Origin of the sequence: Salmonella sp. SSDFZ54 (genome assembly GCF_004010735.1) — a bacterium.
Classification (GTDB): Bacteria; Pseudomonadota; Gammaproteobacteria; order Enterobacterales; family Enterobacteriaceae; genus Salmonella; species Salmonella enterica.
In genome coordinates this window covers 105,946-124,461 of record NZ_CP034819.1, presented here as the reverse complement: position 1 = coordinate 124,461, position 18,516 = coordinate 105,946, and the positions used below count along the sequence as shown (strand labels likewise).

At 53.2% G+C, this 18,516-nt stretch carries 19 protein-coding genes; 10 read left to right on the top strand and 9 right to left on the bottom strand.

The features are described from left to right. The first annotated feature begins 13 nt into the window (after positions 1–13). Together mglA and mglC are read left to right on the top strand one after the other, a co-directional pair. Positions 14–1,534, top strand: a complete 1,521-nt coding sequence (gene mglA, locus EOS97_RS00585; protein ID WP_000535913.1) for a galactose/methyl galactoside ABC transporter ATP-binding protein MglA — start codon at positions 14–16, stop codon at positions 1,532–1,534. 15 nt (positions 1,535–1,549) lie between these two features. Further along, on the top strand, positions 1,550–2,560 hold the full coding sequence (mglC, locus tag EOS97_RS00580; RefSeq protein WP_001275101.1) for a galactose/methyl galactoside ABC transporter permease MglC: 1,011 nt from the start codon (positions 1,550–1,552) through the stop codon (positions 2,558–2,560). A gap of 74 nt (positions 2,561–2,634) precedes the next feature. Here mglC and preA read toward each other — a convergent pair whose 3' ends face one another. The 8 genes from preA to EOS97_RS00540 all read right to left on the bottom strand — a co-directional run bounded on the left by preA (position 2,635) and on the right by EOS97_RS00540 (position 9,616). Next, entirely contained in the window at positions 2,635–3,870 is a 1,236-nt protein-coding gene (preA, locus tag EOS97_RS00575) for an NAD-dependent dihydropyrimidine dehydrogenase subunit PreA (protein WP_000956090.1), read from the bottom strand. After that, positions 3,864–5,105: an NAD(P)-dependent oxidoreductase gene (locus tag EOS97_RS00570; RefSeq protein WP_001136405.1), complete on the bottom strand. Its 1,242-nt coding sequence runs from the start codon at positions 5,103–5,105 to the stop codon at positions 3,864–3,866. Before EOS97_RS00570 ends, preA begins: the two co-directional genes overlap by 7 nt. A gap of 204 nt (positions 5,106–5,309) precedes the next feature. Next, complete coding sequence (locus EOS97_RS00565; RefSeq protein ID WP_000605187.1) at positions 5,310–5,555, bottom strand: DUF2542 family protein; 246 nt, start codon at positions 5,553–5,555, stop codon at positions 5,310–5,312. Continuing rightward, positions 5,552–6,271: an outer membrane permeability protein SanA gene (gene sanA, locus EOS97_RS00560; RefSeq protein WP_000920081.1), complete on the bottom strand. Its 720-nt coding sequence runs from the start codon at positions 6,269–6,271 to the stop codon at positions 5,552–5,554. Before sanA ends, EOS97_RS00565 begins: the two co-directional genes overlap by 4 nt. Positions 6,272–6,447: 176 nt before the next feature. Further along, positions 6,448–7,332 carry a cytidine deaminase gene (cdd, locus tag EOS97_RS00555; protein WP_000553526.1) on the bottom strand — a complete coding sequence of 295 codons (885 nt, stop codon included), beginning with the start codon at positions 7,330–7,332 and terminating at the stop codon, positions 6,448–6,450. Positions 7,333–7,485: 153 nt separating this feature from the next. Next, positions 7,486–8,181 carry a CidB/LrgB family autolysis modulator gene (locus tag EOS97_RS00550; RefSeq protein WP_000989296.1) on the bottom strand — a complete coding sequence of 232 codons (696 nt, stop codon included), beginning with the start codon at positions 8,179–8,181 and terminating at the stop codon, positions 7,486–7,488. After that, positions 8,178–8,576: a CidA/LrgA family protein gene (locus EOS97_RS00545; protein WP_000045719.1), complete on the bottom strand. Its 399-nt coding sequence runs from the start codon at positions 8,574–8,576 to the stop codon at positions 8,178–8,180. Before EOS97_RS00545 ends, EOS97_RS00550 begins: the two co-directional genes overlap by 4 nt. 131 nt (positions 8,577–8,707) lie before the next feature. Then, complete coding sequence (locus EOS97_RS00540; protein WP_000024658.1) at positions 8,708–9,616, bottom strand: LysR substrate-binding domain-containing protein; 909 nt, start codon at positions 9,614–9,616, stop codon at positions 8,708–8,710. 125 nt (positions 9,617–9,741) lie between these two features. Here EOS97_RS00540 and EOS97_RS00535 point away from each other — a divergent pair, with 125 nt between their 5' ends. The 6 genes from EOS97_RS00535 (at position 9,742) to dusC (ending at position 15,774) form a co-directional block, all read left to right on the top strand. Beyond that, positions 9,742–11,100 carry an aromatic acid/H+ symport family MFS transporter gene (locus EOS97_RS00535; RefSeq protein WP_000194218.1) on the top strand — a complete coding sequence of 453 codons (1,359 nt, stop codon included), beginning with the start codon at positions 9,742–9,744 and terminating at the stop codon, positions 11,098–11,100. An 11-nt stretch (positions 11,101–11,111) separates the two neighbouring features. Then, the gene (gene gtdA / locus EOS97_RS00530; protein ID WP_001289859.1) at positions 11,112–12,149 is read left to right on the top strand and encodes a gentisate 1,2-dioxygenase; all 1,038 of its coding nucleotides are present in this window, start codon (positions 11,112–11,114) and stop codon (positions 12,147–12,149) included. Between the two features lie 15 nt (positions 12,150–12,164). Next, entirely contained in the window at positions 12,165–12,866 is a 702-nt protein-coding gene (locus EOS97_RS00525; RefSeq protein WP_000170621.1) for a fumarylacetoacetate hydrolase family protein, read from the top strand. 8 nt (positions 12,867–12,874) lie between these two features. Continuing rightward, positions 12,875–13,519 (top strand): maleylacetoacetate isomerase, encoded by a 645-nt coding sequence (gene maiA, locus EOS97_RS00520; RefSeq protein ID WP_000781196.1) that lies wholly within the window; start codon positions 12,875–12,877, stop codon positions 13,517–13,519. Between the two features lie 14 nt (positions 13,520–13,533). Next, positions 13,534–14,727: a 3-hydroxybenzoate 6-monooxygenase gene (locus EOS97_RS00515; RefSeq protein ID WP_000150105.1), complete on the top strand. Its 1,194-nt coding sequence runs from the start codon at positions 13,534–13,536 to the stop codon at positions 14,725–14,727. A 108-nt stretch (positions 14,728–14,835) separates the two neighbouring features. Continuing rightward, positions 14,836–15,774 carry a tRNA dihydrouridine(16) synthase DusC gene (gene dusC / locus EOS97_RS00510; RefSeq protein ID WP_001264841.1) on the top strand — a complete coding sequence of 313 codons (939 nt, stop codon included), beginning with the start codon at positions 14,836–14,838 and terminating at the stop codon, positions 15,772–15,774. A 57-nt stretch (positions 15,775–15,831) separates the two neighbouring features. Here the strand turns inward: dusC and yohP are convergent, their stop codons facing one another. Continuing rightward, positions 15,832–15,915: a small membrane protein YohP gene (yohP, locus tag EOS97_RS00505; protein WP_000698460.1), complete on the bottom strand. Its 84-nt coding sequence runs from the start codon at positions 15,913–15,915 to the stop codon at positions 15,832–15,834. Between the two features lie 317 nt (positions 15,916–16,232). On the opposite strand from yohP, the gene mdtQ reads away from it, so the two are divergent. After that, positions 16,233–17,669 (top strand): multidrug resistance outer membrane protein MdtQ, encoded by a 1,437-nt coding sequence (gene mdtQ, locus EOS97_RS00500; RefSeq protein WP_001081457.1) that lies wholly within the window; start codon positions 16,233–16,235, stop codon positions 17,667–17,669. A 65-nt stretch (positions 17,670–17,734) separates the two neighbouring features. After that, positions 17,735–18,496, top strand: a complete 762-nt coding sequence (locus tag EOS97_RS00495) for an SDR family oxidoreductase (protein WP_000169608.1) — start codon at positions 17,735–17,737, stop codon at positions 18,494–18,496. Positions 18,497–18,516: the final 20 nt, after the last annotated feature.

The window sequence follows — 18,516 nt, the reverse complement described above, 5'->3', positions numbered from 1 at the left end:
ACAGGGTATCATTATGGGCAGCACGATCTCTCCGTCGTCGGGTGAATATTTGTTGGAAATGCGTGGCATTAACAAATCATTTCCCGGCGTGAAAGCGCTTGATAATGTCAACTTAAACGTTCGTCCGCACTCTATTCATGCATTAATGGGTGAAAACGGCGCAGGCAAATCAACATTATTAAAATGTCTTTTCGGTATTTATCAAAAAGATTCCGGCAGCATTGTATTTCAGGGAAAAGAAGTGGACTTCCATTCGGCGAAAGAAGCGCTGGAGAATGGGATTTCGATGGTACACCAGGAGTTAAATCTGGTATTACAACGTTCGGTCATGGATAACATGTGGTTGGGACGTTATCCCACCAAAGGTATGTTTGTCGACCAGGATAAAATGTACCAGGATACCAAAGCGATATTTGATGAACTGGATATCGATATTGACCCGCGCGCGCGCGTAGGAACGTTATCCGTTTCGCAAATGCAGATGATCGAAATTGCGAAGGCGTTTTCCTATAACGCTAAGATCGTTATTATGGATGAACCGACCTCATCGTTAACTGAGAAAGAGGTTAATCATCTGTTCACGATTATTCGCAAGCTGAAAGAACGCGGCTGCGGTATTGTTTATATCTCGCATAAAATGGAAGAAATTTTTCAATTGTGCGATGAAATTACTATCTTGCGCGACGGTCAGTGGATTGCCACCCAGCCGCTGGAAGGGCTGGATATGGATAAGATCATTGCGATGATGGTCGGGCGTTCCCTGAACCAGCGCTTTCCGGATAAAGAAAATAAGCCGGGCGACGTGATCCTGGAGGTTCGTCACCTGACCTCGCTGCGCCAGCCTTCCATTCGCGATGTCTCCTTTGATTTGCACAAGGGCGAAATTCTGGGCATTGCCGGTCTGGTTGGGGCAAAGCGTACCGATATCGTCGAAACGCTGTTTGGCATTCGTGAGAAGTCGTCCGGGACAATCACTTTACATGGCAAGAAAATTAATAATCACACTGCGAACGAAGCGATTAACCACGGTTTTGCGCTGGTGACGGAAGAACGTCGTTCCACCGGAATTTACGCCTATCTGGATATCGGATTTAACTCATTAATTTCGAATATCCGTAATTATAAAAATAAAGTGGGGTTATTGGATAATTCCCGGATGAAAAGCGACACCCAATGGGTCATTGACTCCATGCGGGTAAAAACGCCGGGGCATCGCACGCAAATTGGTTCGCTTTCCGGCGGCAATCAGCAAAAGGTGATCATTGGTCGCTGGCTATTAACGCAGCCGGAAATATTAATGCTGGACGAACCGACCCGCGGCATTGATGTCGGCGCAAAGTTTGAAATTTATCAGCTTATTGCGGAACTGGCGAAAAAAGGCAAGGGGATCATCATTATCTCTTCTGAAATGCCGGAGCTGTTAGGGATTACCGATCGTATCCTGGTGATGAGTAACGGTCTCGTTTCCGGCATTGTCGATACTAAAACAACAACGCAAAACGAAATTTTGCGTCTTGCTTCTTTGCACCTTTAAGATCAGGGGCTCCTTATGAGTGCGTTAAACAAGAAAAGCTTTTTGACCTGGCTGAAAGAGGGCGGAATTTACGTCGTTCTTTTAGTGTTGCTGGCGATTATTATTTTCCAGGACCCGACTTTTTTAAGTTTGCTGAATTTAAGTAATATTCTGACGCAATCTTCGGTACGTATTATTATCGCGCTGGGCGTGGCGGGACTCATCGTCACCCAGGGGACAGACCTGTCGGCGGGGCGTCAGGTAGGGCTGGCGGCGGTCGTGGCGGCAACATTACTGCAATCAATGGAAAACGCCAACAAAGTGTTTCCGGAAATGGCGACCATGCCGATTGCGCTGGTCATCCTGATTGTCTGCGCGATTGGCGCGGTGATTGGCCTGGTGAACGGCATCATCATTGCTTACCTGAACGTGACGCCGTTTATTACCACGCTTGGCACGATGATTATCGTTTATGGGATCAACTCCCTTTACTATGACTTTGTCGGCGCTTCGCCCATTTCCGGCTTTGACAGCGGCTTTTCCACCTTTGCACAGGGCTTTGTGGCGATGGGCAGTTTCCGGCTCTCATACATCACCTTTTACGCTCTGATTGCGGTAGCGTTTGTCTGGGTGCTGTGGAATAAGACCCGTTTTGGTAAAAACATTTTTGCTATTGGCGGCAACCCGGAGGCGGCGAAAGTTTCTGGCGTAAACGTGGCGCTGAACCTGCTGATGATTTATGCGCTCTCCGGCGTGTTTTATGCCTTCGGCGGCTTACTGGAAGCAGGGCGTATTGGTTCTGCCACCAACAACCTCGGTTTTATGTATGAACTGGATGCGATTGCCGCGTGCGTGGTCGGGGGCGTATCGTTTAGCGGCGGAGTGGGGACGGTCTTCGGCGTGGTGACCGGCGTCATTATCTTTACCGTCATCAACTATGGCCTGACCTATATCGGGGTAAACCCGTACTGGCAGTACATTATCAAAGGCGGCATTATCATTTTCGCCGTGGCGCTGGACTCGCTGAAATACGCGCGTAAGAAGTAGTTATCCAGACCTATTGCTTTGCTTATCAGATAACCCGGCGCAGCGAAACTGCGCGCCGGGCTTCATACCGTGAGCTACAGCGTTAACGCGTGTTCTTTTTCGCCTTTTTTAAATTTGACCTCGCCTAAATCAATACAGGCGACCGGGCAGACATGACCGCACAGCAGACAACCGACGCATTTTTCCGTATTGCAATGCGGCGTGCGGCTGTGTTCATCCCACTCCATCGCCTGATGACCGCCGTCATAGCAGGAGATATAGCAACGTCCGCAGCCGACGCATTTCTCCTGATTAAGTCGCGGATAGACGATATAGCTGCGATCCAGCTCTTCCGCCGGGATAATATTGCCATTCGCCAGCCCGATCATCTCCTGTAATGAGGCAAATCCCTGATCGGCCAGATAGTGGCTGAGGCCGCTCGCCATATCTTCTACAATGCGATAACCGTATTGCATAATGCCTGTCGTCACCTGTAGGGTCGCCGCGCCCAGCAGCAGGAATTCGGCAGCGTCTTCCCAGGTTTCAATGCCGCCGATACCGCTAATCGGGAAATCGCGCAGTTCAGGGTGCATTCGCAACTGCTGGATAAAACGCAGCGCAATGGGTTTCACCGCTTTTCCTGAATAACCGGAGATACTGGATTTACCGTTAACCACCGGCATCCCGATTTTGCGGTTCAGGTCGATGTTAGTAATGGATTTCACGGTGTTGATGGTGGCGATACCGTCGGCTCCGCCGCGTTTGGCGGCCAGCGCGACTTCGCACATATCGCCAATATTCGGCGTCATTTTCGCCAGCATTGGCAAAGATGAACCGCGTTTTACGGCGCGGCAGTATTTTTCAACCAGCTCCGGGCTTTGCCCTACATCGCTTCCCATGGCGTGTGAGGTCATCTGCGGGCAAGAGAAGTTACACTCAATCATATCCGCGCCGGCTTCTTCAACCAGACGCGCCAGTTCCTGCCACTGCTGCTCATTTTCCCCCATGATGGAAGCAATCAGCACCTTATCCGGATAATCCTGTTTCAGCCGTCGAATGGCGGCCAGATTCTCTTCCAGCAGATGTTCAGCAATTTGCTCCATGTTTTTGAAACCAATAAAACCGGTATCTTCTTTCGTCAGGTGATCAAAACGTGGAGAGACTTCGTTGGCAATAAAAAAACCAATGGTTTTAAAAACGATCCCGCCCCAGCCGGTATCATAGGCTTTGGCGCACATCTCATAACAGTTGCCTACCGGAGAAGAAGAAAGACAAAACGGATTGGGAAACTTAACGCCGCAAAAGGTAACAGACAAATCTTTTGTTAACATGAGCAGGCCTCCTCTAAATAATGATGAATAGCCTGAGCGGCTTCTTTTCCGGTTTTTACCGCATAAACGACGGTCTTATCGCCTTTAACAATATCGCCAGCGGCAAAGATCGCCGGGTCGTCGGTTTGATAATTGTGCGTGTCGATAATATTATGCTGCGCTTTTATCTCCGCAAAGGTATCCAGTCGCGCGTGCTGCCCCACGGCCAAAATAATATTTTCCGCTTCCAGCGTCAGTTCTCCTGAGTGGCGTACATGGTGGAAGGTCACTTTATTTCCGCTGACGGCGACAGGCGTAAAACCATCAATAATCGATACGCCTAATGCCTGCGTGCTGGTAAATTCTTTTTCGCTGGCGGGGAATTCGGCTAATTCTTCCCGCGCCACGCAGGTGACGGAAGGACAGCCGAGAATTTTTAACGTACTGGCGACATCCATCGCTACGTCGCCGCCGCCAATAATTAATGCGCTACGCGGAACGCTAATATCGCCGTCGGCCTGACGGGCGCGCTGTAAAAAATCAACGGCAATCTCTACGTGACTGGCTTGCTCAAATAACGGTAAATCAGAGCCACAGGACATCCCGACGGTCATCAGCACGGCGCGATATTCGGCTTTGAGTTGCGCAAGCGATAGCGACCCGCCCACCTCACAATTACATTTAATATTGACGCCCATTTCTACAATGCGGGCAATTTCCTGATCGAGTACGCTTTGCGGCAGACGAAATGCCGGGATGCCGTGACGCAGCCATCCGCCGGGCTGCGGCTGTTTTTCGTAAATGGTGACGTCATAGCCTAAATGCGTGAGCGTCACGCTTGCCTGCAAACCTGCCGGACCCGCGCCAATAATCGCGACTTTCCCGCGTGTTTTACTCCCGGGCTGATAAATCTGCATGGCAGTCTGCTGTTCAAAATCGGTAATAAAACGTTGCAGGCGTGCAATATCAATAGGTTTATCTATTCCGGAACGTGTACATCCGCGCTGGCATAATTTTTCCGTCGGACAGACTCTGGCGCAGACAGCGCCAAGCGCGTTATTTTCCCGGATAGTTTCCGCTGCGCCTTTAAAATTGCGAAAGTAAATAGAACGAATAAATTTCCCCGGATCGGTTTGCGCCGGGCAAGCCTGACTACAGGGCGCATCGTGACATAATAAACAACGTGAAGCCTCTTTTATTGCCAGTAATGGCGTAAAACCAGGCGTGAGTTCATCCAGATAATTTTGTTGCGGCATATAATCTTCCTTAATGCTTGAATAAATTAAGGCGAAACGCAAATAACGCGTTTTAATGATCTAAAATCTACCGCCAGCCTAAGCATTGAAAGAAGGGTATTCTGTGAAAGAATTCACAAAAAAATGAAACCAGAATGCAAAACAGCATTTGTTCCTTATATCATAATAATAACTATTCTCAATTTTAAAGGGATAATAAATAGATTACCGATAAAAAAGAAGATAAATAATCATTCCAGTAAATAAAAAACCGCAACCGGTATAAAGAAAAAGATAAGACCAATATTGTACGGGATCGGCATGGCGATAGACATAAACTGGTTTTCGCGCATTTTTGACAACTTTATCTACCGCGCCGGTTCGCCAGCCTTTCCAGGCCTCACGGAAGCAAAAAAGCGGGAGTAGCAGAAAGGCTAATATGACAAATATCGTCTGTACATCCATGATCATTTCCCTTTTTTCTTTTCCAGTTCAAGCAATTGTTCCGGCGTAACGGCCGGATACCCCTGGGCGTCATTCGGCACCTGATGCTGCGTGGGGATAGGTACCAGCGGGCCTAAAAAACGCGGTTCGCGTTTAAAAATATAGAGATCCGCCAGCGCGCTAAAGCGGGCGCCAAATTCGCGCAGGCGCACTGTCAGCATATTTTTGGGCGAAGGTACCGCGTAACACTGCGCCTGAATGCCCATATGCAGCGCAATAAACAAGGCGCGTTCGCAGTGGAAGCGCTGAGTGATGATAATAAAGTCGTTGGTATCAAACACTTTGCGGGTACGCACAATGGAGTCAAGCGTACGGAAGCCAGCGTAATCAAGCACAATGTCCGCAGGATCGACGCCCGCCGCGATAAGGTCTTTGCGCATGGTCATCGGTTCGTTATAGCTTTGCAGGGCATTGTCGCCGCTGAGCAGCAGGTAATTGACTTTACCGCTATTGTAAGCGTTTAACGCGCCCTGGATACGGTAACGATAGTACTGATTAATGACACCCTTGCGATAGTATTTGGCTGTCCCTAACACGACGCCAACCTGGCGGTAGGGAAGATCCTGTAGCTCGTCATAGATATAGGGCGCTGTTTTCCAGCTCATCCACCGATCGAGGCCAAGCACCGTCAACAGCAGCAAGCCTACCAGGACCAACAGGCTGTAAAACACGCGCTTTAACATGCAGGAAACTCGATACCAGGATGAAAGTACGATCAGGCTACTGTACCCGAAGACGTAGCGCAAGAAACCGCCGTCTGATTGCGGAGATTTTCAGCATGATTTCCCTTGTATCGGGTCGCGGGAGAGGAGAGTCAGGCCGGATAAGACGCCAGTGCGTCGCTATCCGGCACATTTGCTTAGCCGAGAAGCACGCGGTCAATATTATGGCAACCTAACGCTTTCAGCGTTGCGGCGGTGGCATCCCATTGAATTAATGCCGCATCGCCTTTTTCCGCCAGAATCGCGCGCTGAATATCCGCATAGTCATAGCCATTGAGACTCAGCAGGTTTAGCGCGCCTTGCAGTGGGGGAAGCGTAGGGTTAAAGGCGGCGTTTTCCGCATAGCTGCCGGTGAAAATACGGCCATCTTTACATTCCAGCGCCACGCCGCTCGGCGAGTGGCTATAAGGCATATGGCTCTTATTGGCTGCCGTTATCGCCGCTTGCGTTAGCGTATCGCCCGTTAACGTAAAGCCATGATCCTGCTCGTCCATCAGCAGCGTTTTGATCTCCAGATCTTTTGGCCCGAAAGCGTCAGGCAGATAATCGCGTAACGTATGCGGCGCGCGGCCCGGCAGATGAATGCGCAGATCCAGACCGCTGTTCAGCTCGTTCATAAACTGGCGACAGTGGCCGCAAGGGGTGTAGTTAACGGTGACGGCGGCGAGCCCTTTTTCGCCGCGTAGCCAGGCGTGGCTAATCGCGCTTTGTTCAGCATGCACAGTTTGTTGCATGGTGGCGCCCAGGAACTCCATATTTGCGCCGAAATACCAGTTGCCGCTAACGCCGCGCGCAATCGCGCCGACGTTAAAATGGGACAAATCGGTACGGGCGCAGGCCGCCGCCAGAGGTAACAGTGCGAAAGCCAGCGCGTCTTCGTCCAGTCCCGCCGTATTTTTAAGCGTCGAGACCTGCTCTGCGGTCAGCATGGCGGGAAAATGGTGGTCCGCCAGGATAGGGGCCAGCGCTGATTGCAAATTATCCGCAAGCTGGGCAAAAGCAGTTTGAAAACGTGGATGCATGGCGTTGCCTCATAACAATGTAATGGAACCGTAGTTTACGGGCCTGCTATGTCTTAATATGTGATCTAAATCTCATTGCTTATGCAACTTGTGAAACTTAAATGAAAAATGCGCGACGTATCGCAAATTTTAACCCGGTCTTTTGTCCCGTCGTTAGCGCATTACCGCCAGAATGAGCGGAAACAAAAAGGGCGCTACCAGCGAGGTAATAATGCCGCAGATCACCAGCGCCAGGGAGCTAAACGCGCCTTCCTGGTAATCCAGCTCGGCGCAGCGCGCAGTACCGAGCGCATGTGAGGCGGTCCCCATTGCCAGCCCGCGTGCGGCCTTAGTACGGATGTGCATCGCGTTTAACAGCGTGTGGCCAAACACCGCGCCCAGAATACCGACAAAAATTACGCATACCGCGCTGATCGCGGGGATGCCGCCGATGCTGCCGCCCACCGCCATCGCGATAGGCGTAGTCACGGATTTAGGCAGTACCGATGCCGCGATTTCAGGCGTTGCGCCCATCAGCAAGGCAACGGATGTTCCGGTAATCATCGCTACCAGACTGCCGACAAAACAGATGCTAATAATGGATTTCCAACGCGCGCGAATCTGGTGCAACTGTTCATAAAGGGGATAGGCCAGCGCCACCACCGCCGGTTGCAGCAGATCGTTAAGTACTTCGCTGCCTTTGAAGTAGTGCTCGTAGGGAATACCGGTCAGCAACAGAAAAGGAATAATGACTACCATTGCCACCAGCAGCGGATTCAGCAACGGCATTTTAAAATGCGCCGCCAGTCTGCGGGCGGCGAAAAATACCGCCAGCGTCAGCGGTAACGACCACCAGATATATGTCATCATTTTTTCGTTCCCTTCTGCCCAACCACTTTACGCTCACCGTGTATCAGATGTGAACTCCAGCTTACGACCACAAAAACGACCAGCGTACTGATAGCGCAAGAGACCACCACCGGGCCGAATTGCGCGCGCAGTAAGTCAAAATATTGCATGACCCCAACGCCAATCGGCACAAACAGCAACGCCATATAACGAATCAGCACATAACAGCCGGGGTTAACCCATTTTGCCGGCAGAATTTGCAGCGCCAGCAACACAAACAGAATTAACATCCCGATAATGCTGCCGGGAATAGTGATAGGAAGCAGTGATGCAAGAAAAATGCCTGCGTACAAACAGGCATAAATCAATACAAAAGCGCGTATATATTGCCAGATAATATTCAGTGACTTACTCATGTTTAAAGCCCTTGATGAGATGGATTCATCATACAATTAAACGTTAAAACGTGCTACCGATCACATCATGAATTCTTAGCATAGTGGGTATAGACAGCAGGAACATCGGGCAATGCCCCTGGTCGGCGGCGTTAAACCTGGGCTAAAAAATACAAAAAACGACTCAGGGCCAAAGACGGCGTCTCATTCTTACGCCAGAACATCCCTACGCTGCCTTTTTGCTCAATTTTTGGCAAGTTTAAAATCGCCAGTTGCCCCTGGCTGGCATAGCGTTGCGCCAGCCGTAAAGAAAGAATAGAGATCATATCGCTGCTTTGCAGCAAATTGGTGCTGACGTTCATTGACGCCGATTCAATGGTGTTTTCCGGGAGCATGACGCCGTTATCGACGAGGGCGTTATCAATACTGATGCGAATAGGGGTGCCGGTTGGCCAGACTATCCATCGCCAGTGCGCCAGATCGCTCCAGGCGATCTGCGCTCGCGCGGCCAGCGGATGGTGCGGACGCGCCACAAAGCAGACCGGCTCGGTATAAAGTACCTGATAATTAAGCGGCAGTTGCAGGGCGCGGCCGCCGACACGCCCTACCACCACATCCACCTGACCGGCAAGCAAATCGTGCAGCAGCGGCGTCATTACCTTCTCTTCAATATTCAGATGCAGCGTCGGCATTTCGTTAAGCAGGCTCAGAATCGCCTGTGATACGCAGTCAGTCGCCACGGGCGAACAGCCGATCTTCAGGCTGCCAACCAGGCCGCCCTGCTTGAAACGGGCGATTTCATACTGTGAACGCTCCAGATCGTTAATTAGGCGCTGGGCGTGCTGGAGCAGTAATTTACCGCCTTCCGAGGGCCGTAGCCCTTTACTGTGGCGCTCAAAAAGCGTGATGCCTATCTCATCTTCGAGTTGAGATAACCACTTCGATAGCGCCGGCTGGGAGATATTCATCATCCGGGCGACGTGCGTCAGGTTGCCCTGTTCGCCCAGCGCAACCAGCGTTTGCAGGTGATGTAATTTCAATTTCTGCGCCCAGTTCGCCATTCGCTATAACCTCCAGGTTATGTCTCTGCCTGAAAAGCCATTGTACATTTTATCGCTCACTCTACAAACTCGTAACATAGCAAACATAAAAACAACATCTATCTCCCTGCACTGAGGCATTAGCTATGACTCAACGACGTGATCTACAAGCCCTTATTGATGCCGCGCCCGTCGGCAAAATGCAGTGGCGCGTTATCATCTGCTGTTTTCTGGTGGTTATGCTCGACGGTTTCGACACCGCCGCGATTGGCTTCATCGCCCCGGATATTCGTACTCACTGGCAGCTAAGCGCCAGCGAACTTGCGCCGCTGTTTGGCGCAGGGCTGCTGGGGCTTACGGCCGGCGCGCTGCTATGCGGGCCGCTGGCGGATCGCTTTGGCCGCAAGCGGGTCATTGAGCTTTGCGTAGCGCTATTCGGCGCATTGAGCCTGCTTTCCGCTTTCTCGCCGGATATAGAAACCCTGGTGTTGCTGCGCTTCTTAACCGGTCTGGGACTGGGCGGAGCGATGCCGAATACCATCACCATGACGTCGGAATACCTTCCCGCTCGTCGACGCGGAGCGCTGGTCACGCTGATGTTCTGTGGTTTTACCCTGGGGTCGGCGATGGGCGGGATTGTGAGCGCGCAACTGGTGCCGCTGATTGGCTGGCACGGAATTCTGGCGCTAGGCGGCATCTTGCCTTTGATGCTGTTTTTCGGCCTGCTGTTCGCGCTGCCGGAATCTCCCCGCTGGCAGGTACGCCGCCAACTACCGCAAGCCGTTGTCGCCCGGACGGTCAGCGCCATTACCGGCGAGCGCTATCACGATACGCAATTCTTTCTGCATGAGACGGCAGCCATCGCCAAAGGCAGTATTCGCCAGCTTTTTGCCGGGCGACAGCTTGTCATTACCCTGATGTTATGGGTGGTGTTCTTTATGAGCCTGCTCATTATCTATCTGCTTTCCAGCTGGATGCCGACGTTACTTAACCATCGCGGTATTGATCTGCAACAGGCGTCGTGGGTGACTGCCGCATTCCAGGTTGGCGGCACGCTTGGCGCGCTGTTACTCGGCGTGTTGATGGACCGGCTTAACCCGTTCCGGGTACTGGCGGTGAGCTATGCGCTGGGCGCGGTTTGCATTGTCATGATAGGCCTGAGCGAAAACGGCCTTTGGCTGATGGCGCTGGCGATTTTTGGTACCGGCATCGGTATTAGCGGTTCCCAGGTCGGGCTTAATGCTCTGACGGCGACGCTGTACCCCACCCAAAGCCGGGCGACGGGCGTGAGCTGGTCGAACGCCATTGGACGCTGCGGGGCGATTGTCGGTTCGCTCTCCGGCGGCATGATGATGGCCCTCAATTTCTCTTTCGATACGTTGTTTTTTGTCATTGCTATTCCGGCGGCTATCAGCGCGGTAATGCTTACCCTGCTGACGGTGGTTGTCCGCCTTTCGATTTCTGTACCTGACGACCTGCCGCGTGCCAGCGTCGTAAACGAATAAGGAGAATCTCCATGTCTGAAATAAATCAGAACGTAAAAGATAGCCGTCAGCAGTATTACCAGCATATTTCCGGGCAGAATCTGACGCCGCTGTGGGAATCGTTACATCACCTGGTACCGCAGACGCCAAACGCCAACTGCGCGCCAGCCTACTGGAATTATCAGGAAATTCGTCCGCTACTGATGGAAAGCGGCAATGTCATTGGCGCGAAAGAGGCGATCCGCCGGGTGCTGGTGCTGGAAAATCCGGCATTGCGCGGTCAGTCGTCGATCACGGCGACCTTATACGCTGGTTTACAGCTGATCCTGCCCGGCGAAGTCGCGCCGAGTCATCGCCATAACCAGTCGGCGCTGCGTTTTATCGTCGAAGGTAAAGGCGCATTTACCGCGGTGGACGGCGAGCGCACGCCAATGCATACCGGCGATTTTATCCTGACGCCGCAGTGGCGCTGGCACGATCATGGTAATCCGGGGTCAGAGCCGGTGGTATGGCTGGATGGTCTGGATCTGCCGTTAGTCAACCTCCTGGGCTGTGGGTTTGCGGAAGACTATCCCGAAGATCAGCAGCCGGTAACGCGAAAAGAGGGCGATTATCTGCCACGCTATGCAGCGAATATGCTGCCGCTGCGCCACCAGCGCGGGAACTCGTCGCCGATTTTCAACTACCGTTACGACCGCAGTCGCGAGGCGTTGCACGATCTGACCCGTATGGGCGATCCGGATGAGTGGGAAGGCTACAAGCTGCGTTACGTTAATCCCGTCACCGGCGGTTATCCGATGCCGTCAATGGGCGCGTTCCTGCAACTGCTGCCAAAAGGCTTTGCCTCGCGTGTGGCGCGGAGCACCGACAGCACTATCTACCACGTCGTTGAAGGGGCAGGGCAGGTCACTATCGGCAACGAAACTTTTCATTTTTCCGCAAAAGACATTTTTGTGGTGCCGACCTGGCATGAGGTGTCGTTTCGCAGTAGCGAAGACACGGTGTTATTCAGCTTTTCGGACAAGCCGGTTCAGGAAGCCCTGGGGCTGTTCCGCGAAGCACGTTATTAATTAGGGAGAGAGAACATGACCAAATATGTATTCCAGCCGCAGGCCCCGGTGACAGTACCCGTGGCGGGCAGTGATGAGCAGTTTCCGGTACGTCGCGTTTACTGCGTGGGTCGCAACTATGCCGCCCATGCCCGTGAAATGGGCTTTGATCCCGATCGCGAACCGCCGTTCTTCTTTTGTAAACCAGCGGACGCTGTCGTCCCGGTAGCGGCGGGGGATACCCTGGAACTGCCGTATCCGGCGCAGACCGATAACTACCATTATGAAATTGAGCTGGTGGTGGCGATTGGTAAAAAGGGGAGCGATATCCCGCTGGAAAAAGCCCATGAATATGTCTGGGGATACGCCACCGGTCTGGACATGACGCGTCGCGATCGTCAGATGGAAATGCGTCAGATGGGACGCCCGTGGGAAATTGGCAAAGCGTTCGATCTCTCCGCGCCCATTGCGCCATTACACAAAGCCGCTGAAACGCATAATGTGGATAACGCCCCTATTTGGCTACAGGTTAACGGCGAAGACCATCAACGCAGCGATATTCGTCACCTGATTTGGTCGGTGAATGAAACCATCAGCTATTTGTCCGGCTTTTTTGAATTGCAGCCAGGCGATTTGATTTTCACCGGTACGCCAGAGGGGGTGGGCGCAGTGGTGAAAGGGGATGTCATCACCGGGAACGTAGAAGGTCTGACGCCGATTGCTGTGAAAATTGTCTGAGGTGAACGATGAAGCTGTACAGTTTCTTTAATAGTTCGGCGTCTTATCGTGTACGTATTGCGCTGGCGTTAAAGGGGATTGATTACCAGACAGTGGGCGTCAATATTCGTATCGGCCAGCAGAATGAGCTGGCCTACCGACGGATGAATCCGGTAGGCCTGGTGCCGACGCTGGTCACTGATGACGGCGAATCGTTGGGGCAATCGCTGGCCATCGTCGACTGGCTGGACCGACATTTTCCGCAAACGCCGCTGCTGTCGACGAGCGACCCGGCGCGCAGCCAGGCGCTGGAAATTGTCTACGCTATCGCCTGCGATATACACCCAATCAATAACATGCGCGTGTTGCGCTACCTGACCGATGAGCTGAAGGTTAGCGAAGAGGATAAAAAACGCTGGTACGCCCACTGGATACAGCAAGGGTTAAGCGCGGTAGAGCAGCTATTGCGTAAAAGTCAGTCCGGACGATTCTGCGTGGGCGACGCGCCAGGCCTTGCGGACTGCTGCCTGATTCCTCAGTGGGCGAATGCGCTCAGGATGGGCTGCGATTTATCAGGCTATCCGCGCTGTAAAGCCGTTTATGACGCCTGCGTACAGCTACCGGCGTTTATTGCCGCCGCGCCGGAAAATCAGCAAGATAAAATCCCGGCCTGAAAAGGAGAATGACCATGACTCACGTGACAAGCGCAATTATTGTAGGTGGCGGAATCGGCGGCGCGGCGACCGCGCTGTCGCTGGCGCGCCAGGGAATAAAAGTCATGCTGTTGGAAAAAGCGCACGAAATTGGCGAGATTGGCGCGGGTATTCAGCTTGGGCCGAACGCTTTTTCGGCGCTGGATAGTCTCGGTGTGGGCGATGTTGCCCGCCAGCGTGCGGTGTTTACCGATCACATTACCATGATGGATGCCGTGAATGCCGAAGAAGTGGTATGCATTGAAACCGGGCAGGCGTTCCGCGACCATTTTGGCGGGCCGTATGCGGTAATTCACCGGGTAGATATTCATGCAACGGTATGGGAAGCGGTGCTGACGCACCCTGGCGTGGAGTATCGTACCTCGACCCATATTGTCGATATCCGCCAGACGCCGGATGACGTTACGGTGTTTGATGAGCAGGGAAATAGCTGGACGGCGGATATTCTTGTGGGCTGCGACGGCGTTAAATCGGTCGTGCGGCAAAGTTTACTCGGCGACGCGCCGCGCGTAACGGGGCATGTAGTCTATCGGGCGGTGATTGATTACGACGATATGCCGGACGATTTACGTATTAACGCACCGGTGCTGTGGGCAGGCCCGCATTGCCACCTGGTCCATTATCCGCTGCGCGGAGGCCATCAGTACAATCTGGTGGTGACATTCCACAGCCGCCAGCAAGAAGAGTGGGGCGTGAAAGACGGCAGTAAAGAAGAGGTGCTCTCTTATTTTGCCGGTATTCATCCCCGCCCGCGTCAGATGCTGGACAAGCCGACCTCCTGGCGCCGCTGGTCGACCGCCGATCGCGAGCCGGTCGCGAAATGGGGAACCGAGCGTATCACTCTGGTGGGCGACGCCGCGCATCCGGTGGCGCAATATATGGCCCAGGGCGCCTGTATGGCGCTGGAAGACGCCGTCACGCTGGGCAAAGCGCTGGAACGCTGCGACGGTGACGCGCAGCAGGCATTTGCGCTGTATGAGTCGGTGCGTATTCCCCGCACGGCGCGTATCGTCTGGTCTACCCGCGAGATGGGGCGTCTCTATCACGCCGCCGGGGTGGAGCGTCAGGTGCGTAATCTGCTGTGGAAAGGGAAATCGCAAGAGGCGTTTTATCGCGGTATCGAATGGCTGTACGGCTGGAAAGAAGATAACTGTCTTGAGCCGCGTTGAGCGCCTTACGTGACGTAGCGTGGCGTTTGCGCCGCCACCCGGCAAAAAGTTTTGCTCATCGCAGAGAGGCGTTATGATAGCGCCTCTTTTTTTGCTGTGGATACCGATATGCGTGTTTTACTGGCGCCGATGGAAGGCGTGCTCGACGCGTTAGTGCGCGAGCTGCTGACCGAAGTGAATGATTACGATCTCTGCATCACCGAATTTGTGCGCGTGGTGGATCAGCTGCTGCCGGTAAAAGTGTTTCATCGCATCTGCCCGGAGTTGCATCACGCCAGCCGCACGCCGTCCGGCACGCCGGTGCGTATTCAGCTTCTGGGCCAGCATCCGCAGTGGCTGGCGGAAAACGCCGCGCGGGCGACGGCGTTGGGATCGTATGGCGTGGACCTGAACTGCGGCTGTCCGTCAAAAGTGGTGAACGGCAGCGGCGGCGGCGCGACATTGCTCAAAGATCCCGAACTCATCTATCAGGGCGCGAAAGCGATGCGGGCGGCGGTACCGTCGCATCTGCCGGTGACGGTAAAAGTGCGTCTCGGCTGGGATAGCGGCGATAGAAAATTTGAAATCGCCGATGCGGTGCAGCAGGCCGGCGCCAGTGAACTGGTGGTGCATGGTCGTACCAAAGCGCAGGGCTACCGCGCCGAGCATATCGACTGGCAGGCGATCGGCGAAATACGCCAGCGTCTGACTATTCCGGTTATCGCTAATGGCGAAATCTGGGACTGGCAGAGCGCGCAGTCATGTATGGCGACCAGCGGCTGCGATGCGGTGATGATTGGCCGTGGGGCGTTAAATATTCCTAACCTGAGTCGGGTGGTGAAGTATAACGAACCGCGTATGCCGTGGCCGGAAGTGGTGACGTTATTACAAAAATATACCCGACTGGAAAAGCAGGGCGATACCGGTTTATATCATGTCGCGCGTATTAAACAGTGGTTGGGATATTTACGTAAGGAATATATTGAGGCGACGGAACTCTTTCAGTCGATTCGGGCGTTAAACCGTTCGTCCGAGATTGCGCGGGCGATTCAGGCTATTAAAATCTAATCTCTACAGCGTCCAGAACGTGTGCCGGGCAGATACTATCACTGCCCGGCGCAGGAATCAGAAAATCATCTTAAACACGCCCGTTACCACCAACAGCCCAATCAGAAAAATAATTAAGATTGCCCATAAAAGAATTTTCATTGTTTGTCCCTTTATTGGTAAATACAAACAAAGTATAGGAAAGTATTAAGCCATCTGCTGCCTTGTTGGGCGCGGCGACGTTTAACTCATGAAGGCTGCTGGCGGGTATTGCAGCAAAATCGTTCATTTATGAACGGGTTAGTGGGACTTTTCATTGAAATATTACATCAAAAAATGTATCAGATGAAATTATTTGCTAATCATATAAATTTCAAAATATGTCTTTTGTTGTCTGATGATGTATTGCCACGCGTAACTAAAAAATAGATCGCCGTAAGACGTACTCTCTGCGCACCTTTTTTTATCAGAACACCTCCATGAATCGTAATTCTTTCCTTGCCGCGACAGCGAGCTTACCGCTTTTTATTTTGCTGGCGGGCTGCGCCCCTATGCACGATACCCGCCAGTCGCTGACCCAGCAGACGCCCTCTTCTCATGTTGATTCCAGCCTGCCGGCGGCATTGAAAAACGGTTGGCCGGATAGCCAGTGGTGGAAGGCGTATCACGATGCGCAGCTTGACGCGCTGATTGATAATGCCATACAGCATTCGCCGGATATGCAGGTGGCTGAACAGCGTATTCAACTGGCGGAAGCGCAGGCGAAAGCGGTTGAGGCGCAGGACGGCCCGCAGCTCGACTTTTCTGCCGACATTGAGCGCCAGCGAATGTCCGCGGAAGGGCTGATGGGGCCATTCGCGATTACCGACCCCGCGGCGGGAACGACCGGGCCGTGGTATACCAACGGTACATTCGGCCTGACGGCGGGCTGGGATCTGGATTTATGGGGGAAAAACCGCGCTGAAGTTACTGCGCGGATCGGGGCGGTCAAAGCGCGCGAAGCGGAGCAGGAGCAGACCCGACAACTGCTGGCAAGCGGCGTGGCGCGACTCTACTGGGAGTGGCAGACGCAGGCGGCGCTGAAAAATGTGCTGATGCAAATCGAGCATGAGCAGCAAAACGTGGTGACGGTAAACCGGGAGCTGTATCAACACGGCATTACTTCTTCTGTTGAAGGGGTCGAGACCGATATCGACGCCAGCAAAACCCAGCAGCAGTTGAATGACGTTAACGGTAAAATGAAGGTTATTGAAGCGCGGCTCAGCGCGTTAACCAATACGCAATCGGCGGCGCTCAAGCTGCGTCAGGTGAGTCTCCCCGCCGTTGAAAGCCAGTTACCGTCGCAACTGGGCTATTCGTTGCTGGCGCGCCGGGCGGATCTACAGGCCGCGCACTGGTACATTGAATCCTCGTTGAGCAGCATTGACGCCGCGAAGGCCGCGTTTTATCCCGATATCAATCTGATGGCTTTTTTACAGCAGGATGCGTTACATCTGAGCGATCTGTTCCGCCATTCCGCACAGCAATATGGCATTACCGGCGGGCTGACGCTGCCGATTTTCGACAGCGGCAGGCTGAATGCCAACCTCGATATCGCCAAAGCGCAAAGCAACCTTTCTATCGCCAACTACAACAAAGCGGTGGTAGATGCGGTTAATGATGTGGCGCGCGCCGCCAGTCAGGTAGAGACGCTGGCGCAGAAAAATCAGCATCAGCAGCAGATTGAGCATGACGCGCAGCGTGTGGTCGGTCTGGCGCAAGCGCGCTTTAATGCCGGTATTATTGCGGGTTCCCGCGTGAGCGAGGCCAAAATCCCGGCACTGCGCGAGCAGTGTAACGGCTTGCTGTTGCAGGGCCAGTGGCTGGATGCCTCTATTCAGCTTACCAGCGCGCTGGGCGGCGGTTATCATTCCTGATTTTTCCGGATGATTCAGACAGGGTTCCTATACTTAGGCTGTGTATGAATCATCCGGAGAGGAATATGACCAAAGTCGCAATTGTAACGGCATCAGATTCGGGAATTGGCAAAGCGTGTGCGTTGTTATTAGCACAAAACGGTTTTGATATTGGTATCACCTGGCATTCCGATGAACGCGGCGCGCAGGAAACGGCGAAAAAAGCGGCGCAATTTGGTGTGCGGGCTGAGACCATTCATCTTGACCTGAGCCAGTTGCCCGAGGGCGCGCAGGCCATTGAACATCTTATTCAGCGCCTGGGGCGCGTTGACGTGCTGGTCAATAATGCCGGGGCGATGACCAAATCCGCGTTTATTGATATGCCGTTTACGCAGTGGCGGCAAATTTTTACCGTGGACGTCGATGGCGCGTTTCTCTGCGCGCAGATCGCCGCCCGGCATATGATTAAACAAGGAGAGGGAGGGCGCATTATCAACATCACCTCCGTCCATGAGCATACGCCGCTTCCGCAAGCCAGCGCCTATACCGCGGCGAAACATGCGCTGGGGGGATTGACTAAATCCATGGCGCTGGAACTGATTGAACATCATATTTTGGTCAACGCCGTCGCGCCAGGCGCTATCGCCACGCCGATGAATGATATGGATGACAGCGACATTGAGCCGGGATCGGAACCCTCGATCCCTATTGCCCGACCGGGTTCTACGCATGAAATAGCCAGCCTCGTCGCCTGGCTGTGTTCGGAAGGAGCAAGCTATACCACCGGTCAGTCGCTGATTGTCGACGGCGGGTTTATGCTGGCGAATCCGCAATTCAACGCCAAATAAACGCCGGGTGCCGGATGGCG